At 70.0% G+C, this 22,157-nt stretch carries 23 protein-coding genes and 1 pseudogene; 13 read left to right on the top strand and 11 right to left on the bottom strand.

Annotation, left to right across the window (positions count from 1 at the left end):
• Nucleotides 1-301 precede the first annotated feature (301 nt).
• Nucleotides 302-499: a hypothetical protein gene (locus G3I60_RS41415; protein WP_164299049.1), complete on the top strand. Its 198-nt coding sequence runs from the start codon at nt 302-304 to the stop codon at nt 497-499.
• 93 nt (nt 500-592) lie between these two features.
• Nucleotides 593-1,198 (top strand): dihydrofolate reductase family protein, encoded by a 606-nt coding sequence (locus G3I60_RS41420; protein WP_164299051.1) that lies wholly within the window; start codon nt 593-595, stop codon nt 1,196-1,198.
• Between the two features lie 38 nt (nt 1,199-1,236).
• On the opposite strand, the gene G3I60_RS41425 is transcribed toward G3I60_RS41420, so the two are convergent.
• Nucleotides 1,237-1,440 (bottom strand): hypothetical protein, encoded by a 204-nt coding sequence (locus tag G3I60_RS41425; RefSeq protein ID WP_164299053.1) that lies wholly within the window; start codon nt 1,438-1,440, stop codon nt 1,237-1,239.
• A 177-nt stretch (nt 1,441-1,617) separates the two neighbouring features.
• Between G3I60_RS41425 and G3I60_RS41430 the strand changes: the two genes are divergently transcribed.
• From G3I60_RS41430 to G3I60_RS41440, 3 genes are read left to right on the top strand one after another with little or no spacing between them, the layout of a single operon-like run.
• Complete coding sequence (locus G3I60_RS41430; protein ID WP_164299054.1) at nt 1,618-2,451, top strand: alpha/beta fold hydrolase; 834 nt, start codon at nt 1,618-1,620, stop codon at nt 2,449-2,451.
• Between the two features lie 26 nt (nt 2,452-2,477).
• On the top strand, nt 2,478-3,020 hold the full coding sequence (locus tag G3I60_RS41435) for a GNAT family N-acetyltransferase (RefSeq protein WP_187145172.1): 543 nt from the start codon (nt 2,478-2,480) through the stop codon (nt 3,018-3,020).
• A gap of 38 nt (nt 3,021-3,058) precedes the next feature.
• Nucleotides 3,059-3,958: a helix-turn-helix domain-containing GNAT family N-acetyltransferase gene (locus tag G3I60_RS41440; protein ID WP_164299056.1), complete on the top strand. Its 900-nt coding sequence runs from the start codon at nt 3,059-3,061 to the stop codon at nt 3,956-3,958.
• A gap of 88 nt (nt 3,959-4,046) precedes the next feature.
• Here G3I60_RS41440 and G3I60_RS41445 read toward each other — a convergent pair whose 3' ends face one another.
• Nucleotides 4,047-5,606, bottom strand: a complete 1,560-nt coding sequence (locus tag G3I60_RS41445) for an NAD(P)/FAD-dependent oxidoreductase (RefSeq protein ID WP_343241868.1) — start codon at nt 5,604-5,606, stop codon at nt 4,047-4,049.
• 504 nt (nt 5,607-6,110) lie between these two features.
• Between G3I60_RS41445 and G3I60_RS41450 the strand changes: the two genes are divergently transcribed.
• The 3 genes and pseudogenes from G3I60_RS41450 to G3I60_RS41460 all read left to right on the top strand — a co-directional run bounded on the left by G3I60_RS41450 (nt 6,111) and on the right by G3I60_RS41460 (nt 7,707).
• Nucleotides 6,111-6,980: an endonuclease/exonuclease/phosphatase family protein gene (locus tag G3I60_RS41450; protein WP_239070952.1), complete on the top strand. Its 870-nt coding sequence runs from the start codon at nt 6,111-6,113 to the stop codon at nt 6,978-6,980.
• A 65-nt stretch (nt 6,981-7,045) separates the two neighbouring features.
• Nucleotides 7,046-7,345, top strand: a pseudogene (locus G3I60_RS41455) (Type 1 glutamine amidotransferase-like domain-containing protein); the annotation flags it as partial.
• Nucleotides 7,346-7,524: 179 nt separating this feature from the next.
• A complete protein-coding gene (locus G3I60_RS41460) occupies nt 7,525-7,707 on the top strand; it encodes a hypothetical protein (protein ID WP_164299062.1) in 183 nt (60 codons plus the stop codon).
• A 130-nt stretch (nt 7,708-7,837) separates the two neighbouring features.
• On the opposite strand, the gene G3I60_RS41465 is transcribed toward G3I60_RS41460, so the two are convergent.
• The 4 genes from G3I60_RS41465 to G3I60_RS41480 all read right to left on the bottom strand — a co-directional run bounded on the left by G3I60_RS41465 (nt 7,838) and on the right by G3I60_RS41480 (nt 11,931).
• Nucleotides 7,838-8,362: a hypothetical protein gene (locus G3I60_RS41465; protein WP_164299064.1), complete on the bottom strand. Its 525-nt coding sequence runs from the start codon at nt 8,360-8,362 to the stop codon at nt 7,838-7,840.
• A 45-nt stretch (nt 8,363-8,407) separates the two neighbouring features.
• Nucleotides 8,408-9,784, bottom strand: a complete 1,377-nt coding sequence (locus G3I60_RS41470; RefSeq protein ID WP_343241869.1) for a hypothetical protein — start codon at nt 9,782-9,784, stop codon at nt 8,408-8,410.
• 730 nt (nt 9,785-10,514) lie between these two features.
• Nucleotides 10,515-11,018 (bottom strand): macro domain-containing protein, encoded by a 504-nt coding sequence (locus tag G3I60_RS41475; RefSeq protein ID WP_164299067.1) that lies wholly within the window; start codon nt 11,016-11,018, stop codon nt 10,515-10,517.
• A gap of 79 nt (nt 11,019-11,097) precedes the next feature.
• On the bottom strand, nt 11,098-11,931 hold the full coding sequence (locus tag G3I60_RS41480; protein WP_164299092.1) for an aldo/keto reductase: 834 nt from the start codon (nt 11,929-11,931) through the stop codon (nt 11,098-11,100).
• Nucleotides 11,932-12,241: 310 nt separating this feature from the next.
• On the opposite strand from G3I60_RS41480, the gene G3I60_RS41485 reads away from it, so the two are divergent.
• Entirely contained in the window at nt 12,242-12,661 is a 420-nt protein-coding gene (locus G3I60_RS41485; protein ID WP_164299068.1) for a PPOX class F420-dependent oxidoreductase, read from the top strand.
• A 56-nt stretch (nt 12,662-12,717) separates the two neighbouring features.
• Here the strand turns inward: G3I60_RS41485 and G3I60_RS41490 are convergent, their stop codons facing one another.
• On the bottom strand, nt 12,718-13,473 hold the full coding sequence (locus G3I60_RS41490; RefSeq protein ID WP_164299070.1) for an alpha/beta fold hydrolase: 756 nt from the start codon (nt 13,471-13,473) through the stop codon (nt 12,718-12,720).
• 602 nt (nt 13,474-14,075) lie between these two features.
• Between G3I60_RS41490 and G3I60_RS41495 the strand changes: the two genes are divergently transcribed.
• Genes G3I60_RS41495 through G3I60_RS41505 form a run of 3 tightly spaced genes read left to right on the top strand, consistent with a single transcriptional unit; the run spans nt 14,076 to nt 16,032 of the window.
• The gene (locus G3I60_RS41495) at nt 14,076-14,297 is read left to right on the top strand and encodes a hypothetical protein (RefSeq protein WP_138355428.1); all 222 of its coding nucleotides are present in this window, start codon (nt 14,076-14,078) and stop codon (nt 14,295-14,297) included.
• Nucleotides 14,294-15,202 carry an XRE family transcriptional regulator gene (locus tag G3I60_RS41500; RefSeq protein ID WP_203675157.1) on the top strand — a complete coding sequence of 303 codons (909 nt, stop codon included), beginning with the start codon at nt 14,294-14,296 and terminating at the stop codon, nt 15,200-15,202. Before G3I60_RS41495 ends, G3I60_RS41500 begins: the two co-directional genes overlap by 4 nt.
• A complete protein-coding gene (locus tag G3I60_RS41505) occupies nt 15,199-16,032 on the top strand; it encodes a hypothetical protein (protein WP_138355429.1) in 834 nt (277 codons plus the stop codon). The genes G3I60_RS41500 and G3I60_RS41505 overlap by 4 nt, the downstream gene beginning before the upstream one ends.
• A gap of 404 nt (nt 16,033-16,436) precedes the next feature.
• On the opposite strand, the gene G3I60_RS41510 is transcribed toward G3I60_RS41505, so the two are convergent.
• Entirely contained in the window at nt 16,437-17,372 is a 936-nt protein-coding gene (locus G3I60_RS41510; RefSeq protein WP_164299072.1) for an NADP-dependent oxidoreductase, read from the bottom strand.
• 101 nt (nt 17,373-17,473) lie between these two features.
• On the opposite strand from G3I60_RS41510, the gene G3I60_RS41515 reads away from it, so the two are divergent.
• Entirely contained in the window at nt 17,474-17,878 is a 405-nt protein-coding gene (locus G3I60_RS41515; RefSeq protein WP_164299073.1) for a helix-turn-helix domain-containing protein, read from the top strand.
• Nucleotides 17,879-17,926: 48 nt separating this feature from the next.
• Here the strand turns inward: G3I60_RS41515 and G3I60_RS41520 are convergent, their stop codons facing one another.
• The 3 genes from G3I60_RS41520 to G3I60_RS41530 form a co-directional block, all read right to left on the bottom strand.
• On the bottom strand, nt 17,927-19,597 hold the full coding sequence (locus tag G3I60_RS41520; protein ID WP_164299075.1) for a PHP domain-containing protein: 1,671 nt from the start codon (nt 19,595-19,597) through the stop codon (nt 17,927-17,929).
• Nucleotides 19,598-19,681: 84 nt separating this feature from the next.
• Nucleotides 19,682-21,583 carry a LamG-like jellyroll fold domain-containing protein gene (locus G3I60_RS41525; RefSeq protein WP_164608473.1) on the bottom strand — a complete coding sequence of 634 codons (1,902 nt, stop codon included), beginning with the start codon at nt 21,581-21,583 and terminating at the stop codon, nt 19,682-19,684.
• 222 nt (nt 21,584-21,805) lie between these two features.
• On the bottom strand, nt 21,806-22,153 hold the full coding sequence (locus G3I60_RS41530; RefSeq protein WP_164608474.1) for a VOC family protein: 348 nt from the start codon (nt 22,151-22,153) through the stop codon (nt 21,806-21,808).
• Nucleotides 22,154-22,157: the final 4 nt, after the last annotated feature.

Genomic DNA, 22,157 nt, shown 5'->3' on the forward strand with positions numbered 1-22,157 from the left:
CGGCTCGATCAACGTCCACTGCTCATCACTGAGTTGCCTGCGCGTCACGACCAACAGTCCTATCGGATCCGCTCTCCCGACAGACCCACATCGGCAAAGTTGATCACGACATCACACAGGCCCTAGGCCGAACGGGGATCCGCCCGGGCCCGTCCCCGGAGGCTGCTACGAAGAGTCACCTCTCCCGTTCGGATGCGAACGGTGACTCAGAGTCTCCGACGGGGATTCGATGGAACAATCGCTACCGCAGGGCTCTGTCCGATGGCGGGGCCGAACGGATCCGTGGTGAGGGGCGGCGAACGTGAAGTTCCTTCTCGAAGTGAACATGGCTGACGGGCGGTTGGCGGAGGATGCCGCGAGCGAGCTGGGCCGCATCCTCCGGTACTGGGGCGGAAACCTGCACCATTACCCCCTGAGCCCCGGCGATGGTTCGGCCATCTACGACTCCGACTACGCGGAGGTCGGCCAGTGGAGCATTGTTGCGGCTCCTGAGGCCTGATCTCTCCGCCCCGTAACGGTTGCACCGGGCCCTCCGCTGTTCGGCGAACGGCACCGAACGGAGCCGGCTGAAGAGCCGAAGAGAGGATCGATCATGTCCACTGCAGAGCCCCCGAGAAGCCCGGACGCCCCACAGATCGCGGACACGGAACGGCAGACCGGCGCAGGCAAGGTGCTCTGGCACTTCACGATGTCGTTGGACGGGTTCGTGGCGGGTCCGAACCACTCGATGGACTGGATGACCGGGACCTCGTTCCGCCCGGACCTCGTCGAGGAGTACGCCGGGACGACCGGCGCCGTGCTGGGAGGCCGCGACGGGTTCGATGCCTACCCCGACGTCAGCGGTATCTACGGCGGCGCGTGGCAGGGGCCGGTGTTCGTTCTCACGCACCACCCCGATGACGCGCAGCCCACCGACGGCGTGACGTTCCTGACCTGCGATGTGGCCGAGGCGGTCCGGATCGGGCTGAAGGCCGCCGACGGCAAGAACCTCGAGGTCTTCTCACCCACGATCGGCCGGCAACTCCTCGAACGCGGACTGATCGACGAGATCGACCTGCACATCGCCCCGGTGCTGCTCGGCGACGGGATCCGGCTCTTCGACAACCCCGGCGGCGTCCCCGTCCGCCTCGAACTGCGCAACGGTGACGATCCCTCGGCCGCGGTGAACGTGCGGTACCACCCGGTCGCGACCAGGTAGGCCGGAGCACCTGCCGCCACTGGCCAGTGGCGGCCCGACTAACCGCGCGCGAGAGGCGGTTCGGCGGGCGCTCGCCGCCGCAGGCGCACGAAACCGTGGGCTCCGCAGCCCGCGTCCCGCATGGCCCAGCCGATGACTTCGGTGAGCCAGGCCAACACCTCGACCGACCACTCGCGGACCGTGCAGTCGACGTGTCCGAGGAATTCCAGCGGAACGTACGAAGAGCCCCGGAATTCCACCACTGCGGTGTGGTGGGGCGCAGTTGCCGCTCCTTCGATGGAAAGCCGTTCGCTCGGGACCGACGAGTTTCCCGCCGGAGGGGAGTCTCCCTTGTGTGAGCCCACACATTGTCGCCCCGCACGCTCTCGCGTAACCGGGGAACCCACGTTCCCCGCATGTCCCGCACCAGGAGGATCAGAATGAACCCGACGTCTCCCGTTCCCGCCACCGTTGCGACCCTCCGGGTCCCCGACGCCCGCTTGCACTACGAGGTACGAGGCCAGGGTCCTCTGGTGGTGCTGGTCGGCGCGCCGATGGACGCCGGATCGTTCGCGCCGCTCGCGGAGCGGCTCGCGGCCGACCACACCGTACTGACCACCGACCCCCGGGGCATCAACCGCAGCCCGGTCGACGACCCCGACCAGGACTCGACCCCCGAGATGCGGGCCGACGACCTGTCCCGGCTCCTGGCCCACCTCGACGCCGGCCCGGCCACGGTCCTCGGCTCCAGCGGCGGAGCCGTCAGCGCCCTCGCCCTCGTCCAGGCGCACCCCGGACTCGTTCACACCGTCATCGCCCACGAACCCCCGCTGAACGATCTGCTCGACGACCGCGAGGAGATCCATGAGCGGACCGAGGACATCGTCGCCACCCACCTGTCCGGCGACGTGACGGGTGCGTGGAGGAAGTTCATGGCGCTGGCCGACATCAACCTGCCCGACGGCGTCTTCGAGCACATGTTCGGCGGGGAGTGGGAGCCGCAGCAGATCGCGGATGACCACTTCCAGTTCGCGCACATGCTGCGCCCGACCACCCGGTGGCGCCCGGACCTCGCCGCCCTGCGCTCGACGTCGGCACGTGTTCTCGTCGGCCTGGGCAAGGAGTCGGGTGGTCAGCTGTGCGAGCGCACCTCGATCGCGCTCGCCTCGGCGCTCGGCGGCGAGCCGACGATGTTCCCCGGTGGTCACATCGGGTTCGCCGAGGATCCCGACGGGTTCGCGATCCGGCTGCGCGAGGTGCTGAGCGGCGGCTGAGCGTCTTCACGGCGGACTCCTGCACCATGGAGTGTGTGACCGACGTGCGAACCGCCCATACCGCGGAGCTCGACGCCGCTGATCTCAGGGCGGCCCGGGCCCTGCTCGAAGAGGTCTTCGACGACGGCCTGACGGACCACGACTGGGAGCACGTGCTGGGCGGGGTCCACGTCCTGGTGTGGGAGGGAGCCGAGCTCATCGGGCACGGTTCCCTCGTCCAGCGCCGGCTGCTGCACGGCGGTCGGGCGCTGCGCGCCGGCTACGTCGAGGGAGTCGGCGTGCGCGCGGACCGCCGTGGGCGCGGGCATGGCGCGACCGTCATGCAGGGCCTGGAGCGCGTGGCGCGTCGCGCCTACGATCTGGGCGCGCTGGGCGCCACCGACGAGGCGGCGGCCTTCTACGTGGCGCGCGGCTGGAAGCGATGGCAGGGGCCGACCTCGGCGCTGACGCCCGGCGGGATCGTGCCCACGCCGGCGGAGGACGGCTGCGTCCACGTCCTTCCGCTGACGGTCCCGCTGGAGCTGTCGCGGGAACTCACCTGCGACTGGCGCGACGGCGATGTCTGGTAGCTCTGGCGTCACGCTGGTTCTCTGACTAAAGTCAGAGAATGGATGGGGAGCAGATCGACCAGGTGCGGCGGTTCAACCGCACCGTCACCGAGCGCGTGGGCGTGCTCCACGACCGCTATCTGGGCCGCGACCGGCCCATCGGCGAGGCCCGGCTCCTCTGGGAGATCGGTGAGCAGGGGCAGGACGTCCGGCGGCTGCGGGAGCGCCTCGGGCTCGACTCCGGGTACGTCAGCCGGCTGCTGCGCTCGCTGGAGACCGACGGCTTGGTGACGGTGGAGCCGCAGCCGCACGACAGGCGGGTGCGCACCGTCCGGCTCACCGACGTGGGCCGCGAGGAGCATGCCCTGCTCGATTCCCGCAGCGACGAGCTGGCCGGCTCCCTGCTGGAGCCGCTCAACAGCACCCAGCGGGCCCGGCTGGTCGCCGCCATGACCGAGGTCGACCGGCTGCTGACCGCCGCAACGGTCACGCTCACCGTCATCGACCCGGATCACCCCGACGCGCAGCACTGCCTGCGGTCCTACTTCACCGAATTGCAGGAGCGCTTCGAAACGGGCTTCGACCCGGCACGCAGCCTGCTGCCCGACGCGGGTGAACTCCAGTCACCGCACGGCCTGTTCCTGGTCGCCCGGCTGCACGGCGACCCCGTCGGCTGCGCCGGCCTGAAACTGCCGCCCGGCGCCCCCGCCGAGATCAAACGCATGTGGGTGGCCCCCCAAGCCCGCCGACTCGGCCTCGGCCGCCGATTCCTGACCGAACTGGAGGCCCGAGCCACCGAGCACGGCCGCGACGCCCTGCGCCTGGACACCAACAAGGCACTCAGCGCCGCGATCGCCCTGTACCACTCCTGCGGCTTCGAAGAGGTCGCCCCCTTCAACGACGAGCCCTACGCCGACCACTGGTTCGAGAAGCGGATCACCGCGGCGCCGTCGGAGTGAGAACCGGCGGACGAATGGCGCGCGGCCCTGGGCCGGGGCTGAGAGCGCGGCTGCAGGGACCGGACGGCGCCGTCGGCGGGTTCTGGCGTCATGCCCGCTCTCCCTTCGCGGGAGCAGGATGGGCGTCGTGCCGCGGCGCCGTAGGGGCGGGTACGGGAGTGGGGTCGGCCGGGGTGTGGCAGATGTAGGAATCGGTGTCGAAGCGGCTCAGTTGGCGGGTGAGTCGTCCGGTGGACCATGGCCAGGCGAAGGTGTTCCGTCCGCTGGGGCTGAAGTAGTAGCTGGTGCAGCCGCCGGAGTTGTACACGGTGGTCTGCAAGGCCTCTTGCACCGCTGTGTTGTGTGCGGCCTGCGCGGCCGGCCGGACCTCCAGGACTCGGTGGCCGTTTTGGTCGAGGCGGGCCAGGGCGGCGGTGAGGTACGTCAGCTGGGCTTCCAGGACGGTGATCGCGGAGGTGGAGCCGCCGAGCAGGTTCGGGCCCAGAAGCAGGAAGAGATTGGGGAAGCCGCTGACGGTGGTGCCCAGATGCGCTTGTGGTTCGCCGTCCCAGGTCTCGTGCAGAGTCCGGCCGCCCGTGCCGTACAGGCTCCGGGCCAGCGGCAGTTCACCGATGCGGAAGCCCGTCGCCGTGATGAGAACGTCGGCCTTGGCCACGGTGCCGTCGGCGCCGACGATCTCGTCCCCGCGTACGGCCGTCACAGCAGTGGGATGCAGGCGGACATGCGGCTCGGCCAGGGCGCGGTAGAAAGTGCTGGAGGTCAGAAGACGCTTGCAGCCCAGCCGGTAGTCCGGGGTGAGCGACTGGCGCAGCCCTTGATCACGGACCGCGAGCCGCAGATGCGCGCGGGCTCCCGACTCGATGAGGCGGGCGATCGGTGGGTGGCGGAAGGCATAGCCGAAGCCTTCCTGTAGTGCGTACTGCCCGGCGCGCAACGTGGCACGGGCACCGGGCAGGCGGTCCAGCAAGCTGTTGAACACCGCGGGTACCGGAAGGTCTGGCTTGGGCAGCACCCACTGCGCGGTCCGCTGGAAGAGGTGCACGGCCGCCGCCCGGCCCGCGATGGCCGGGACGACCTGGACCGCGGAGGCGCCACTCCCGACCACGGCCACACGCCGCCCGGTCAGGTGGACGCCGTGGTCCCACTGGGCGGTATGGAGCACGGGCCCTGTGAAGTCCTCGATCCCGGGGACGTCCAGGTGACGTGGTACGTGCCACGGTCCGGTGGCCAGGACCAGTACCGCCGCGCTGTAGGGCCCGTCGCTCGTCTCCAGTAGCCAGCGCCCGGCCGCCGCATCCCACCGGGCGCCCCGCACATGCACCCCGCAGCGCAGGGCATCGCCGAGCCCGTACCGCTCGGCCGTCGTCCGTAAGTAGGCGTGGATCTCCGGCTGCCCGGCGAAGACCCTGCTCCACGCGGTATCCGGGGTGAACGAGTAGCTGTAGAGCGTCGAGGGCACATCACAGGCGCAACCCGGATAGGTGTTCTCCCGCCAGGTTCCACCGAGTTGCGACGCCTTCTCCAGAATGACCACATCGCGGAACCCGGCCTCGCGCAGCCGGATGGCGGCCCCGATACCGGAGAACCCCGCTCCGACGACCACGACGCGTACGTCCTTGGCAGGTCGCGTGGCCTGCGCCGGGATCACAGGCCTGGTCCGGTCAAGCGGAAAGCGGACGGGATTCGGTCTGTTGTCTTCATCGTGGTCAAAGGCGGACCTCGTGCATCTGGGCCTTCCTTCCGTCGTTTCCGACATCTACCGGCGAGCTTCGTCGTGATGCCCAACCATGATCCCGAAGCGCGCGCCCGGCCGCTTTCGGAAGCCGACGACGTCACTCGTCCGTGGCACGGGGTGCTCGCGCGCGCAGTCCTGGGACTTCCCGGCTCCGCCGGCCGTCGGAACCGGACGTAGTTGAGGAGAGTCCGGACCAGTGAGCCCAGGGGCCCATGAACCCGTATTCCACCGGTTGAGCAGGATGTGCACATGACGGACGGCGAACACTGGCTGACCAGGCGGGCAAAGGGCGGCGTGGCGTCGAAATCGCAGACCGTGGGGCCCGGGTGGTGGCGATGGGACAAGGATGCCAAGGGCCGGTCCTCCTGGGCGCGTGGACGGGTTCTCGCAGCGCTTGCCGTGCTGGTCTCCGGGCTGATGGCCTTCCATGCCGCCGTCCCCAACACCATCGGCCACCTGGGAAGTCTGTTGGAGGCGTTCCTGCCCTGGCTCGGCCTGGCCGTCCCGATACTGCTTCTCCTGGCCCTGCTGCGCCGCTCAGCGACCGCGCTGGTGGCCCTGTCGCTCCCCATTGCCGTCTGGGCACAGCTGTTCGGCGGGCCGTTCCTTCCCGGGGCGCGCCGCGCACACGACATGACGGTGCTCCAGCACAACGTCAGTGACGAGAACGCCGATCCGGCCGGCACCGCGAAAGCTCTGACGGACGCCCGGCCGGAACTCATCGCCCTGGAAGAGCTGACACCCGCCGCGCTGCCGCGCTACGAGAGCGCACTGGCATCCGCGTACGCCTATCACGCAGTCCAAGGCAGCGTCGGTCTCTGGTCGAAGTACCCGCTGACGGACGTGCGCGTGTTGGACATCAAACCGAAGGGGATCGACGCGAGCTGGAGCCGGGGGCTGCGGTCCAGCGTGCGGACGCCGTGGGGCGAGATCGCGGTCTACGTCGCTCATCTGCCGTCGGTCCGCGTCCGGCTGAACGGCTTCGATTCCGCCTATCGGGACGAAAGCGCCGAGCTGCTGGGCGTGGCCCTCGCCGCCGAGGAGCTGAACACGGTGATCCTGCTGGGTGACCTCAACGCAACGGTGGACGATCGCGGGTTGGCCCCACTCACGGCGCCCATGAATCTGCCGCCTCGGGACTTCGCCTTCAGCTGGCCCGCTGCCTTCCCCGTTTCCCGGATCGACCAGATCATGACCCGCTCGGCGACCGTCACCGACGTCCGTACCCTGCCCGCCACGGGCAGCGACCATCTCCCGATCACCGCCGGCATTAAGCTCGCCCCCTGATCGCCGAGCATGCCCGTTCGCGGCACTTGCTCTCCCGCCTGTCCTTCTGCTGAGGAGCAGCTTCCGTGGCCGTCGTCCCCGCTCGCCGTCTGGCCCTCCTCGGGGGAGGCTTCTCCACCGACGACGACGGGCTGTTGGACGACTGGGTGCTGAGCCACGCGCGTACCCCTGGGCCACAGGTGTGCTTCGTCCCCACGGCCAGCGGGGACGCCTCCGCCTACATCGAGCGCTTTCTCGACGCGTTCCGGTCACGCTCGTGCGAACCCTCCGTCCTGCCGTTGTTCCAGCGTGAGCTCGACGACGACGCTCTGCGAACCTTCCTGCTCGCTCAAGACGTCGTGTACGTCGGCGGCGGCAGCCCGAGTCCAGCGGACCGCCGCCACCCTGTTGGAGGCGGCCGCCACCGTCCCCCCGGCAGCGTCTCAACGACCTGCTCGCCCCTGGGCGCCCGGCCCCGCTCCGGGCACAGGCAGCCCGGATCATCCGGGCCGCAGGCACCTGGGACCGGCTGGAATTGAACCTGCGGCTGCTCCACGACGCCGACATGGCTGCCGCAGCACACCGCGACGTCCGAGCCTGGGCCACCTCGGCCGCAGCAGCCCACAGCCGGCCCACGGACGAGCAGCGACGGAGCCTTCTCGACCTGCTGCACGACGCGGCCACCTCCGTCGACGACGAGGACGTCAGGATCATCCGCTTCCTCCTCACCGGTACGGGGCGGCCGTAGCGGCAGCATCCGGCTGACGGGGAAGCCCTGGCACAGGAGCAAACGCCTGCCACTTGCGGAAACCTCGGCGCAAGACGACCCGGCCGGCCATGTTGCCCGGGACAGCGCATGCTTGCTGCCGCGACGTCTCTCAGTTCCTGATGAGAGGATCGTAGCGGTGGCCCTCGGGCGTGAAGATGAGGACGAAGTCCTCTCCCATTCGAACAGCTACCTCCCTCAAGCGGGCCAAGACTTCCGCCTGGGCCGGCAGGTCGAGGCCAAGCGCTGCGGCGCCACGGTCTCTCCTGGCCACGAGATCCGGCATGTCCTCCAGATACTCGGCCGCGAGCTCGCGACTCTCCTGGTCCGTGAATGCCTGGCAGTCGCGCCACCAAGGGGCGACCAGCAGCAGCTGCAGGAGCTCGGGAAGGCCGATCGCAATCAGAGCCGCACCTCCTTCGGAGTCGGCATAGAGGATTGGACGCTCCTCGCCACCCTCACCGCAGAAGAAGTACGTGCCCCCGGCTCCGTTGCCGGCGAAACCCTCGAGCGTGGCACCCGAGGCGAGGTGGACGTCTTCGACATGGTCGTCTCGGTCCAGGTCGAAATCACCCGGCCAGGCGAGAAAGCGGGCTGCTTCGTCCTGCTCGCGGACGGCAGCGATCAACGAGTCCATGGGCGGCACCTTACGGCTCACTGGGTTGACGAGAATGATTGGGAATCAGTCGGGGATGGCGGCCCGGTCGAGGAGCGATTCCATTTCCGTGATCGGCAATGCCGCGTTGGCCGCCGCTGTCGTGCCTACGGCGGAATCTTCCAGCAGCTCCACGAGACGCGACACTGGCAACCGCGGATCCTGGGCCGCAGCCGTGCGGACGCATGCGTCCGGGTCCCGGCTCAGCCGCTCGACGAGCTCGGGCGTGGCCTCAGGGTCGCGTACAGCCAGTGCGCGGGCCCGATGGTCCGCCGCGTCTGCGAAACGTGGTGCGAGGCCGGCCGCCGGGAACCCTATTGCATTGATGAGCATGTATACGGCCCGGTGCGTGCCGTGAAGGTACAGATCGAGCAGTAGCTCAGCAGGTGGCTTCGGGTGGTGCTCCGCGAGCAGCAGCCGGACGGTGAAGTCCTCGTCCTCCGCGAGTAGTTGCACGCAGTCGTCGGGCAGTTGAGGACAGACCGCGGCGCTACGGCGCAGCCAGGTGTGGGCCGATGTTGCGCACTGGCGCAGGACCTCTGGTTGCTCACGTGCGTCCCAAACCCACCGCAGGGCGTCCAGCCGGTCCTCGGGACCCACTGTCCAGTCGATCGCGGCGCGTTCCTGTTCCGAGAGTCCGGGGCGGGCGGAGACGGCGAGTCGCACATGGGGGTCTTCGTGCGTGGCGAGCCGCGCCGCGAGATCGGCGGGGAACGTGGGGTTGCGCGCGAGGGAGGGGAGCCGTTCCCCTTTGGCCAGCAGACGCTCGGCAAGGACCCGCGTGAGCCGGCCGTAGGCCAGCACGTCCGACAACTGCCAGTCGTCCGCGAATGCCTCGACGAGTTCGGCCGTACGCTCCTCGTCCTCGTGCATGACCTGCAGTGCGGCTGTGGTGCGCACCGAAGGATCGACATCGCCGAGAAGCGAGGTGCGCACCTCGTCGGAGAGTTCATCCCAGACACGGCGGCAGGCCGCCGCCCGGAACAGCGGGTTCGGGTGAAGGGCGAGCGGCACCAGTACGTGCGGCGGCACGGTGGCTGAGTCGGCCGTCTCCTGCTGCACATGGTCGCGTTCGTGCTTCAGCAGCCGTTCGTATGCCCAGTCCGGCAGCGGCTGCGCCGTTGTCCGGTACGGCTGCGGACCCACGGCGACCAGGATGGCGTCCGACGCCGGACCGTCCAGCAGGCGGGCGCGCACTTCGGGATCGGCTCCACAGCTTTCGGCGAGCAAGGACCGTATCCGCCGGTCGGGATGGACGAGCATGGCCTCGGCCACCTCGTCGGGCAGGTTCCTGCGCCAGGCGAGTCGTTTCCCGATCCAGTAGTCGTCCAGCACAAGCAGTCGAAGCAGTACGGTCGCAGGAGCCGCCGGATTGCTCGCGAGCCCCGGCACCGCGTGGTGCACCGTCAATGTTCCCCCACTGTCTTCACCCCGCGCCCCGCCACCCCGGGCATCGGGGCTGGTGGGTTGGGAACGAACCGTCCCGCAGCGGCCCGCTCCATCGTCCACCATGCCGCGTAACCGCAGTGCTGGGCGGTCCGAACCGTCGACGGATCACGACTGGTTGTGTAATCCGCTGGAGTCAGTACTGATCCCGCCTGGCGCAGTCGCAGGCCGGCGGGAGTTGAACGTATCGCTGAGGGCGGTTGGGCCGCAGGTCTGCCGCTGCGCGCTGTCGTGCGCGAACAATCTCACCTGACAGGGAGAGCGCGGAGGCGAGGACGCCGAGGAGGCCGTCTACGGTGAGGAGGATCAGGTCCATGGGAGGGATCCGTTCTCCGGGACCCCCCTGGCGCTGAGGCGCCGGCCCGGATTCGACGGTCCGCGTCGTCGGCCCCCGGGGTGTTCCCTCGCTCCCCATGATGACGACCCGCGCTGATTTACGCCAGGGCCTCTCCCTTCGAAAGTCCCGCAACGACAACTTGCCCTCAAGGCTGGGTAAGTCGCATGCTGCGAGCGATCGGTGCGCAGTGGGTCGGTCCGCGGGGGAGTGCCTCACGGGGGCTTGGGCGGAGTCGAGTGAACCACATGGTGACCGGTCGTCGTAGGGTCCCTACCGTCGTGCGGGCGGCCTTCGTGGCGCTTGGACTGGCCGCCGCCACCGGCTTGTCGGTCTGGCGGACCTCTGTTGGCGCTATGAGGCGAGCGCAGAGCTCAGCAGCTCTTGCGACTCCTGGTCATAGGCCACGAGCCTGATCCGTTCAACGTTTGTCGACGTGGACAGGAGGGCTGAGACTGCGATCTCTGCCGCCGCCTGCGCGGGGAACCCATAGGCACCGGTGGCGATCGTTGGAAAGGCGATGCTCTTGGCACCGAGTTCGTCTGCAACCTCAAGACAGCGCCTGTAGCACGAGGCAAGTACCTCAGCCTCGCCGTAGTTGCCGCCTTCCCAGACCGGGCCGACGGTGTGGATGACGTGGCTGACGGGCGGGTTGAGGTCGAAAGCGGGCGTTGCCATGGCGTCGCCCGCCTCACATGGACCGATTGCGGCACCGGCTTCCGCCAGGCGACGACCTGCCGCCCGATGGATAGCGCCGTCAACGCCACCGCCGCCCATCAGCGACTCGTTCGCCGCGGTGACGATGGCGTCTGTGTCCTGGAGCACAATGTCACCCTGCACGACCTCGATCAGAGTCATGTCCTGATCGTCTCACCAGGGCCAAACGAATACTGGTGCCTACCCAGATGCCCCGGATTCCTCAGCGGGCGGGCGCGGGTCACAGCATCTCGAGGGGCTGTTCGCGCGCTGGGGGCGGGAAGGCCTTGTCGAGGGTGCGGAGGTCGTCGTCCGACAGGTGGAGGTCCAGGGACGCGTGGTTCTCCTCGACGTGGGCGGCGGTGGAGGCCTTGGGGATGGCGATGACGTCGTCCTGGCGCAGCACCCAGGCCAGCGCCACCTGGACCGGGGACATTCCATGGGCGGCGGCGACGGTTTGCAGGGCCTTGTGGCCCAGTAGACGGCCCTGTTCCACGGGGGAGTAGGCCATGATCGGGATGGAGCGTTCCCGGCAGTAGGGGAACAGATCGAACTCCGGGCCGCGCCGGGAGAGGTTGTAGAGCACCTGATCGGTCTGCGGCAGGGCGCCGTCGGGCAGCTCCGTGAGGTCGTCGACGTCCAGGTTGCTCACACCCCAGGCGCCGATGCTGCCTTCCGAGACCAGTGATTCCAGGGCCTCGACGGTCTCGTGGAGGGGGATGCCGCCCCGCCAGTGCAGCAGGTAGAGATCGATTCTGTCCGTCCCCAGACGGCGCAGGCTCGCATGGCAGGCGTCGACCGTGCCCTTTCTGTCGGCATGGGACGGCAACACCTTGCTGACGAGGAAGGCCTCGTCCCTTCGGCCGCGAATCGCCTCGCCGACCAATTCCTCGGCGGCGCCGCTTCCGTACATCTCCGCCGTGTCGATCACCGTCAGCCCGAGGTCGAGGCCCCGCCGGAGGGCGGCGATCTCCTCGGCACGCCGTGCGGGATCGTCCCCCATGCGCCACGTGCCCTGCCCGAGGGCGGGCACCCGGACGCCGGAGGGGAACGTCACGGTCCGAGCCTGTGCCATCGTCTGCTCCTTGTCGGCCACGAAGGCCTGTCGCCAGCGGGTGATCATCATGATCGCAGCCCGTTGCGCCATGTACGTTCCCGTCGAGCTGAGGACAACCACCCGGGCGGCTGTAGCGCTCGGCGGCTGCTTCGTCCCGTACGGCTGCTTCGTCCCGTACGGCGGCCGCTCCCCGTGCGGCCAGGCGCGACGCAGGCAACCCCGGCGCCCGTCCGGTGCGGTGGCGCGGCGTCACGCAATGGAGAAAACTCAAGTCCTGCGAGCGGGAAACAGCCCGGTGCAATGAGCAAGGCGTGACGGAGGGTGTCCGATGTCGAAACCGCCGCTTCCCGACGATGCAGTCGCGATGTTGACGAAGGCCAATTCGGCCGTCGTCACGACTCTGCGGTCGGACGGCCAGCCCGTGTCCACGGCCACCTGGTACCTCTGGGACGACGGCCGGGTACTGGTCAACATGGATGAGGGCCGCAAACGGCTGGAGCATGTGCGCAACGATCCGCGGGTGACGATCACCGTGCTCGACGAGAGCAACTGGTACACCCACATCAGCATCATCGGCCGCGTCGCCGAACTGCGCGAGGACAAGGACCTGGTCGACATCGACCGGTTGTCCCAGCAGTACCTCGGCAAGCCTTACCCCCGGCGGGACCGCCGCCGATTCAGCGCATGGATCGAGATCGACCGCTGGCACGGGTGGGGCACCTTGAAGGACACCGACCAGATCGGCTGATGCCCGGCCGCGGGCCTGGAGATCTGCCTTCGGAACGGCCGCGCGTGCGGCCCGTATCAGGCCCGCGCGGCGGAGGCGGCGCCCGAGGCGTCGGGTTCTGCCGCGGCGCGCAGCTGGTCCAGGTCCAGGGTGCCGTCCGTGGCCTCGGCGTCCGCGGGCAGGGCCAGGGCCTCCGTGACGTCGGCCGGCAGGGGTGTGAGACCGAGGAGACCGGTGACCAGGGTGGTCGCCAGGCGGTGCCATGACGGGGCGCGTCGCAGCATCGCGTGGTCGCTGTCCCGGATCGTGATGAAGCAGGTGCGGGCTCCTGCCTGGCGGGCCCGGGTGGTGAGGGACCGGGTGGCCTGGGGGCTGGTTATCCGGTCACGGCTGCTGTGGATCAGGACCGTGTCGCGGCCCGCGAGCTGGGTGAATGGATCGCCTGGCGGGCACCACGGGGCGAGGCCGACCACTCCGGTGACCAGGGGATGACCGGCGGCGCGGAGGGCGGCGCGGCCGCCCATGGAGTGGCCCAGGAGCACCACCGGGATCCCTCCGGTCTCGTCCTGGAGGGCGTCGAGGGCGCGCACGGCATCGTGGAGGGGGTCCTCGCGGGCGCCGTTCCAGCCACGGTGGGTGTACGGCGTGCTGCGGATCAGTACCGGTCCTCCGTTGTCGCCGCCCGGATCGCGGGTGGCCCGTGCGAGGTGCCGGACGAACGGGCGCATCCGTACGGCGGGCAGATTGAGCAGGCCGGGCGGCGGTGGCTTGAGCCCCGTTTCGCGACCGCCGTGCAGGATGAGGACCGCTGCCGACGGCGGTACTGGTGCCACATGAACCTCCTGATCGGGGCGCGGGACGGATACCCCCGCACTCCCTATTCGGATCTGACCGGCCTGCGGATGGGTCCGGTCCGTGCGGGCGGCGCGCCCGAGCAGCTGCCCGCACCTGGCCACGATACTTCGGCGAGGTGACTCACCCGTTCGGACCATCCGGGAGCCGCAACGGCAGCCACGACCGTCGGGTCGTGGCGGGCGCAGAACCGGAACCGCTCCCGCCGGCGAGGGAACAGGCGGGAGCGGTGTGTGCGCCCCCCTTGTCGCTCAGCACGGGGACGGCACGGCCTTCCGGAGGGAAGGTCCGACGCCAAAGGCGTCCGGTCTCCCATTTGGCGGTCATCGGCGCCGGCCGCGCAGGCGGATGAGGGAAGTTCGCCTGGAAGAGTGCTCAACTCGGCATCATGTCCTGCTGCCTTGGAGGCGGGCGGTGGTGAGCGGCCTGGGGATCCCCGGTCATTGTTCCCTGATCCCATGATCACATGGCGTAGCGGGTGGTCTTCCCACCATGCTGGCGTCCCGGCTCCTCGACGGCGCGTCAGCACCGCCGCGAAGAGGCCTTCCGGATGCCCCTCGTCGTCGGAATGGGAAAGGTCTCGATGTCCAGTAAGCAGGTGTTGACCGTCATCGTGTTGGTGTCGGTCTTCTCGTGGAGTGCGGTCATGGCCGCGCTCGGGCAGCTGACCGCGGTGGCCGCGTTAGTGCCCTCGCTCGCGTTGCTGGTGCAGCAGGTCGTCCATGCGTCCGCCTGCGGGAAGCCCGAATCCACCGCCGCGGGGGCCGGGCCCGTCGCGGGGCCGGACGAAGGTGCCGCCCGGTGAGTCCCCATGCGATTCCGCCCGAGCAGACCGAGGGGGAGCCTCCCATCCGGCGGGGCCGGAAGCCGGAACCGATCACCGACCAGGCCGGCACCTCCCACCGCGCCTGGCTCGAGCCGGTGCGTACCCGGCTCTTCACCAGCGGCTTGACGCTCGACGACCTGGTGGAGCGCTCGGGGTACTCCAAGACGCGGATCTCGGAACTGTTGCGCGGCGCCGGCCGGTACCCGCGGTGGGAGATCACCTACAGCGTGATCCGGGTGCTGGGCATACCGGCCCGTCCGATGCGGCGCCTGTGGGTCGCGGCGGCGCGCGAGGCGCAGAAGAAGAAGGACTGGATAGAGGGCTGCATAGCGGAGGTCCCGCCGTCCAAACGGCCCGACGTCCGGCCGCTGGACCACCAGGGCTTCACCGACACCCACCAGGCCCCCTACACCTCCTACGCCAAGGCGCTCCTGCTCACCGACGAGCGGGCCGCCTGTGTGGTCCTGGAGACCTTCGACATCCTGTGGCTGTGCTGGGACGAGGCACTGGGGAGCTCGAACGTCCAGCGGTTCGCCTGGAGGCTCCTGCGGGCCCGGGTCATGGCGCGCACCCCGCACATCGACAACCACCCGCTGCTGGCCGCCGCCGCCTTCGCCACCGTCGCCCAGGACCGGGCCGTGGACCCCACGGCCCGCTTCGCCCAGGTCGGTGAGTCGCTGATGCTGTTCGACGCGGTCAGCCGCCTGCCGGACAACCAGATGGACGTAACGATCCTGCGCTACCTGTGCGGCATGGACACCACCGTCGCGGCCGAGGTGCTGGGCGTTCCGCTGGCCTCGGCGCGCTCCGACGACCGGCACGCCAAACGCACGCTGACCGAGACCCTCAACCTCCACGACCGCCCGGGAGGCGCTTCCCTATGACGTCGATCGATCAACTCCTCGCCCGCGCGCTCCTGATGACGGAGCCCGGGATTCCGCACGACGTCGTGACGTACGAGGACGTCTACACCTCGGCCGGTTCGCACGACGTTCTGTCCTGGCCGTCGTCGAGCCCCTTCAACGAGAACCCTCCCGGGCGGGACGCGGCCTACGATCTGCAGACGCTCTGCGAGACCGTCGTGACCCAGACCGCCGCGACGTCGCTGAGCGACTTCGTCACCGAGCAGCTTCCGGAGCCGCGCGGTGCCCGGGTCCTGGGCTGCATCCTGCATCTGGCCGACTCCGAGGACGGTGCCCGCTTCTGGTGGCAGTACGCCGCCGGGGCCGGCGACGACGTCGCCTCCTACTGCCTGTACCTGCACCACCTCGCCCTGGGGGAGACCCACGCCGCCGCATGGTGGGGTGAGCAGACCGGTATCGACACCCAGCCCGCGCCGGAAAAGGTCAACCTTCCCGGCTACACGGACCCGGCCGACAACCTCGACCTCGACTCCAGCACCCCGACCGTCCTGCGTATCCTGGGCCGGCTCCTGAGCCCGGCCGACCGTTCCAGAACCGAAGTCGTGACCGCGGTGATGGAGTACGTCCCCAGCGCCGTCGCGGCCGGCTACGCCGACAACCCCGACTTCGAGATCCCGCTGCCGGGGCCGCACTTCGCCGATCACATCGCGATCATCCTGGCCGCGGCATCCAGCGTCGGCGGCGCCGTCTGCCAGCGCCAGAAAGCACGCTCGCCCTCGCTACGTCGGCGACCCGACCACACACGCGCCGACGCCGCACCTGACGACTCCGCCCGCGGTGGGCACCGGTGACGCAACGCCCCCCGGAATCACGGCCATTGATCCATTCTGCAGGCGCTCCGATGCCACTGGCTCCGCACTACCGCTCGCCCGACCGACCCTGTTGACTTGTCCGCAGGAGGCGCCGTGCTGACCGTGCTGGTGATCGTGCCGCTCTGGCCGTGCTGCTCACGTGGGGCATCGGCATGCCGTCGATGTACGGGCTGCCGGATGGCCCTGTGGGGGTGCGTCCTCCATGCCTGCGCGCTCGCGGTGCTCGTCGCCGCCCTGGTCGTGACCTGGCAGGCGCGGGGCGCGCATTGCGAAGCGCACCCGGCGAGCAGGCCAGTGTCAGCCCGCGTTCGACGGGGATCTCTGACGCCGCGCGGCAGCGCGCACGGTGAAGCCGGTGTGCGGCCGGGGGAGCGGCGCCGGCGCTACGCGATGGTGAGGACGATCTTCCCGCGTACCCGGCCGGACGCGCTCAGCTCCTGGGCCCGGGCGGCCTCCTCGAGGGGCAGGGTCTCGGCGATCTGAACGCGTACGGTGCCCGCCGCCGCGAGTTCGCCGAGCTCGGCGAGGTCGGTGCCGGAGGGTGTCATGCCGAAGAGTTCGTAGCGCAGGCCGCGGGCCGCGGGGGACTGTGGGGTGACCCGCTCGTCGGCTCCGGTGCCGTTGACGGCCAGCAGGAGGCCACCCGGGCGCAGGGTCTCCAGCGAGCGGGGGCCGTAGTCGTCGTTCATGGAGTCGAGGACGACGTCGACGCCGCGGACGGTCGCGGCGAAGTCGGCCTCGCGGTAGTCGATGAGCTCGTCCGCGCCGAGCGAGCGCAGCAGTGCGTGCCCTGGGCCACTCGCGGTGCCGATGACGTACGCGCCGTGCGCCTTGGCGATCTGTACGGCGAGATGGCCCACGCCGCCGGACGCGGCGTGCACCAAGATGCGCTGACCGGGCTTGAGTTCGGCCGCGTGCACCACCGCCTGCCAGGCCGTCAGCCCGGCGATGGGCAGTGCGGCGGCGGTGATGTGGTCGAGGGACGCGGGCTTGAGGGCGAGCGCGGGAGTGGGTGCGACCGTGTACTCGGCGTAGGCGCCGTTCGGGCTGGAGAGGGCGGCGAAGACCTCGTCGCCGCGCCGGAACCCGGTCACGCCGGGACCGACCTCGGCGATCTCGCCCGACACGTCGAAGCCGGGGGTGATCGGCGGCTGTCCCCACTTGTCGAGGATGCCCTGGCGGACCTTCCAGTCGACCGGGTTCACACCGGCGGCGCGCACGCGGACCAGGACCTCGCCGGGGCCGGGTACCGGGCGCTCCAACTCGACGAGCCGAAGGACTTCGGGGCCGCCGAAGGACTCGTAACGGATGGCACGCATGGCTTGCTCCTTGCGGAAGAGAGTGATCGGTTCCAAGGAACATCCTGCGTACGAGTGGTATCTCTTGTGAAGAAGGCACTTTCTTGGTACCTAGGTACCTTATGGATACCAATCCGTCGGCCGGACTCCCCATCTACCAGGCCGACTGCCCGGCCCGTACCGTCATCGAGCTCCTCGCCAACAAGTGGGTCTTCTTCACGCTCATCCTGCTGCGCAGGCACGACGCGCCGATGCGGTTCAACGAGATGCGGCGGCAACTCGGCACCGTCACACAGAAGATGCTCGCGCAGACCTTGCGCTCGCTGGAGCGCGACGGCCTCGTTCGCCGCGAGGTCTACCCCACCGTGCCGCCTCGCGTCGAGTACTCACTCACTCGACTCGGCGGCGAGGCGGCACGGTTGGCCCTGGCCATCGGGGACTGGTCGCAGGAGCACCTCGGGGAGATCGAGGCCGCGCGGTGTGCCCACGATACGAAGGCGGCGGCCGCACCGCAGCCGCTCCTCTAGCGGCGGCTGCGGCTCCCTTCGTCGGCCAGGATCGCGTCCAGCGAACGGTCAGCGCACGACGTCCACGAAGACCGGGTTGGTGTAGAGCCAGGTGTCCAGCCACGGGTCGCCGTTGCCCGGCTCGTGGGTGATCGGGCCGTGCGGGTCGATCGACGCGCCCAGCAGCCCGGGGCCGTTGCGCTTGCCGTCGCTGCCGCGCAGCCGCAGGTAGGACGACTCCTCGGCGTGGCCCAGGGGGATGCGCAGGGTGTAGCGGCCCCTGCGGCCCGAGACGTCGGCGCTGTGCACGACCCGGGTGTCGGGTGCGCGCCACGCGTCGCGGTCGGCGACCGGGCCGCGGACGGCGCCGCGGATCACATCGAGGTGGGCCAGGCCCGGCACTTCGCCGTGGTGGTTGGGGCGTGAGGCGGTGGTGACGGTGACATTGAGGACGATCCTCTCGCCGCGGCGCACCCGCAGCCGGCCGCCAAGAGTGACACCACGGCCGGAGCCGTGCTCCCTGTTCACCCGGACGTCGATGCCGTCGACGAGCTGGCCGTGGTCGACCCAGACGCGGCCCGCCCGCATCCCGGCCATCACGTGCCGGTAGCCGTAGTGGGTGACGCCGACGTGGGTACGGCTGAACTGGCCGGGCCAGAAGTCGCTGCCGGGCTGCGGCTCCGTGGTGTTGACCGGGTCCGGGAGCCGTCCGGTGTTGTCGAAGTTCTGGCCGGGCAACCAGTCGCCGTTCTTCCAGGTGTCGAACGTGACCCGGTGCACGTCGGAGTTGGAGGTGACCGAGAAGAGCTTGCCCTCGGCGAGCATGGCGTCCCACAGGCCGCCGACCGTCGCGGTCGCCCAGTCGAAGCCGCCGTACGTCTGATAGGCCTCGCGAGGATAGCCGGGCCAGGAGTTCTCGGACGGGGAGTTGTCGTACTCGCCGCGGTGGCTGGTCGAGCCGCGCTCCGGCATGGCGGCGCACTGGGCGCCGGGCGCGCCCTCCATGCCGATCATGATCCCCGGAGCCGCGTCGCGCCAGGCGCGCATCTCGTGCGGGGAGTCGATGCCCAGCCGCAGCGGGTGGTTGGCGAGGACGAGGACGTCGTCGACGTAGCCGCTGCGGCGCTGCTGCTCGAGCCACTTGATGGCCTTGACGGCGTGGGCTTCGTTGCGCGGGGTGTCGGGGTGGCCCGGCGCGCCCGCGGTGTAGCCGAGGAGTTTGCCGTCGAAGGCCTCCTCGAAGCGCGTCAGCAGGTCGACCTCATGGCGTCCGGGCGGTGAGAAGACGGTGCCGTGCTCGGCGCCGGGGATGTACCACTCGAGGCCCTGGAAGATCAGCGTGCGCCGGTTGTCGCGGCGGGCCTTGAGGATCTCGCGGTGCTCGGCCTGGGCGCCGCCGGCCCTGGCGTGTCCGAAGTTGCTGTGCTCGGTGAGGACCATCCAGTCGAGGCCGTACTGGGAGGCGGCCCGCGCCAGCTGGGAGAAGGTGTACTTCGCGTCGTGGCTGTAGACCGAGTGGACATGGTGGTCGCCGACGAGATAGGCGAGGTCCGGGTCCCCGCCGCCGTCGGTGTGCGCTTCGGCCGTGGTCGGAGCGAGCAGGCCGGCCCCGGCGAAGGCCGCGCCGAACAGGCCGGCGCTGCGGAGCAGCCGGCGGCGCGAGAGTCCCTGCGGGTCGAGCGAGCCGACCGGTACGTCGGGGTCCGCCCAGGTCGGGAGGGGCTGATTCGATCGCGCCATGAGGTGTCTCCTTGAGGGGTGGTGCCATGTCGGCGGTGGTGCTGTGAGGTGGTGCTGTCAGGTTGCGAAGTGGGTGGGGTCCGGTCAGGAGTTCATGAAGTCGCGCACGGGCAGCGCGCGTTCGGTGATCCTGATGTCCCCGATCCAGCCGTGCATCAGCTGGTCGAGGACGCCCCCGTACTCGTAGGCGCCGAGCAGCCAGGGCAGTCCGAGCGTCGCGAGACCGTTGGTACGCGTCGCGGGGTTGCGGGCGACCCGGCAGCCGTCGACGTACAAGGTGGTGTGCCTGCCGTCGTTGACGACAGCGACATGCCACCAGGTGCCCCGCGCCAGCTCGTGGCTCCAGTTGGTGACCAGGCCGGGCTGGTCGAGCGGCGCGGCCGCCCACTGGAGGCCCGGCCCGTCGGACAGGGACAGGGTGGCGACGGGCTCTTCCGGGTCGCCTGCGGTCTTTCCGGCGGCGCCGAGGGTGCCGCGGCGGCTGAGGATCGAGGCCCACGCGTGGTGGCCGGCGTCCCAGTCGGCGGGGAGCTTCACGAAGGCTTCGACGGTGTAGCCGGTCCGGAAGGTCTTGCTGTTGAGCGGGGCGTCCTTGGCGGTCTGCAGATACGCGCCGTGCAGCGGGGGCTTGCCGCCGTCGAAGTAGAGGCTGCCGTGGCCCGGCTGGTCGGGGTGGTGGTCGGCGGACCAGCGCAGGGCGTCCGCCGGCGAGCCGGGAACGGGCCCCCGGGTCAGGTGGTTGCCGTGACCGGACAGGTCGTCGACCCGCAGGGCGGCGTCGGCCGGGGCGCCGTCCGAGTGCGGGCCGTCGAACCGCCAGTACGCGACGGTGCCGGGCACCAGCAGCTGCGCGGCGGGGCGGGGGCCGCGCGGGGTGACGGGTGCGAAGCCGGCGAAGCGCTGCTCGAAGTCCAGCGGCACGGAGAAGCTGTCCTGCGGCCCCGTGAGCTCGATCTCGCGGCGCTCCAGCTCGTTGAGCCCCTCGCCCGCGCGACCGACGATCCATGGGGAGACGGTCTCCACGTCGATGGTGTTCCTGGCGAGGTCGAAGCGGTAGAGGCGGATCATCGCGCTGCCGCCGTAGTAGCGGTTCTGGTAGTTGGTGATGTGCAGATGCACGTCATGGCCCGCCGCGTTCCTTCGCGTGGTGCGGGCGGCGGGCCAGTAGTGACCGTTCAGGGTCAGGAAGATCTGGTCGTTCCCGGCGATCAGTTCGTCCCACAGGTGCCGGCCGTGCTCGGAGAACTCGGCCTCGTTGCCGTCCCGGTCGGCGTACACGAGCTCGTGGGTGGTGAGGATGACCGGCGTCCTCGGGTGCTTCCGGATGACGTCCTGGGCCCAGGCGAGTCCGGCGGCGGACGGCCGCCAGTCGAGGGCGAGGACGAGCCACTCACGGCCCGCGGCGCGGAAGAGGTGGTACGTGTTGTAGCCGTCGGGTGTCGCTCCGCCGAAGGTGGGCAGCTTGCGCAGGCGCCGCGGGCCGAAGGCGTCCAGATAGGGGGTGGGGCCGCGCTGGTCGTCGGTCGACGAGTTGATGTCGTGGTTGCCCGCCAGGACGCTGTAACCGACGCGCCGCCGGTCGAGCAGCTCGAAGGCCTTGCTCAGCGGCCCGAACTCCTCCTTGAGTCCGTGCTCGGTGAGATCGCCCAGGTGGGACAGGAAGGCGATGTTCTCGTCGCGTCCGTGGTCGAGGATGTAGCGCAGGGACGCCTCGACGGGCGCGGCGTTGATGCTGGCGCCGTCGAAGAGGTACTGGGTGTCCGGCATGACGACCAGCGTGAAGCGGGGGCTGTCGGGGTCGGGGCTCCGATTGGCAACGTTGTCAGCCGTCTCCTGTCGGGGCAGGGCGGCCGCGGAAGCGGCGGTGGTGAGCCCTCCGGCCGCTGCGGCCGCGGCGGCACCTGTGAGTCCGGTGACACGGAGGAACGTACGACGGCTGGCTCCGGTCGGGAGGGCACCGTCGGGCTGGTGGAGCGGACTGCACATGGAGGTCTCCGCAGGCGTTTCGTCGGGTGATCGCTGAGCACGCTAGGCGAAAGACTCGTGCACGACGGGGCCCGGGCGACGACCTCATGGCGAAGACTGCGTGAACGGGTGGGCGAAACGAAAGGGCCGCACGTCCCGACGCCGGGACGTGCGGCCCTTTCGTTTCGCCCACCCGTTCACCCACGACGGCCGGGGCCGGCCGACGTGGTCTCGGGAGGATCGTCAGCGGTGGCCCAGCACGTTGACCACCCGGCCGTTGGGGTCACGGACGAAGAACCGACGCACCCCCCACTCCTCGTCCTGCAAGGGGTGCACGATCTCCGCACCGCTGTCCCGCATGACCGCGTAGGCCGCGTCCACGTCGTCCACTTCGACACTCATGTCGGGCGTGACCGGCGCGGTCTTGTCGTCGGCGATGAAGCTGATCTGCGCCGCCGGACTGGACGGGGAGGCGAGCGTCATGATCCAGCCGTGGTTCATGACCTCCTCGAAGCCCAGCAGGCCGTAGAACTCCCGGCTCTCCGGCACCGCTTCCGACCGGACGTTGGGCACGACTCGGCGAACGGCCATCGCA

The organism is Streptomyces sp. SID13666 (genome assembly GCF_010548325.1).
In the GTDB taxonomy this organism is placed as follows: domain Bacteria; phylum Actinomycetota; class Actinomycetes; order Streptomycetales; family Streptomycetaceae; genus Actinacidiphila; species Actinacidiphila fildesensis.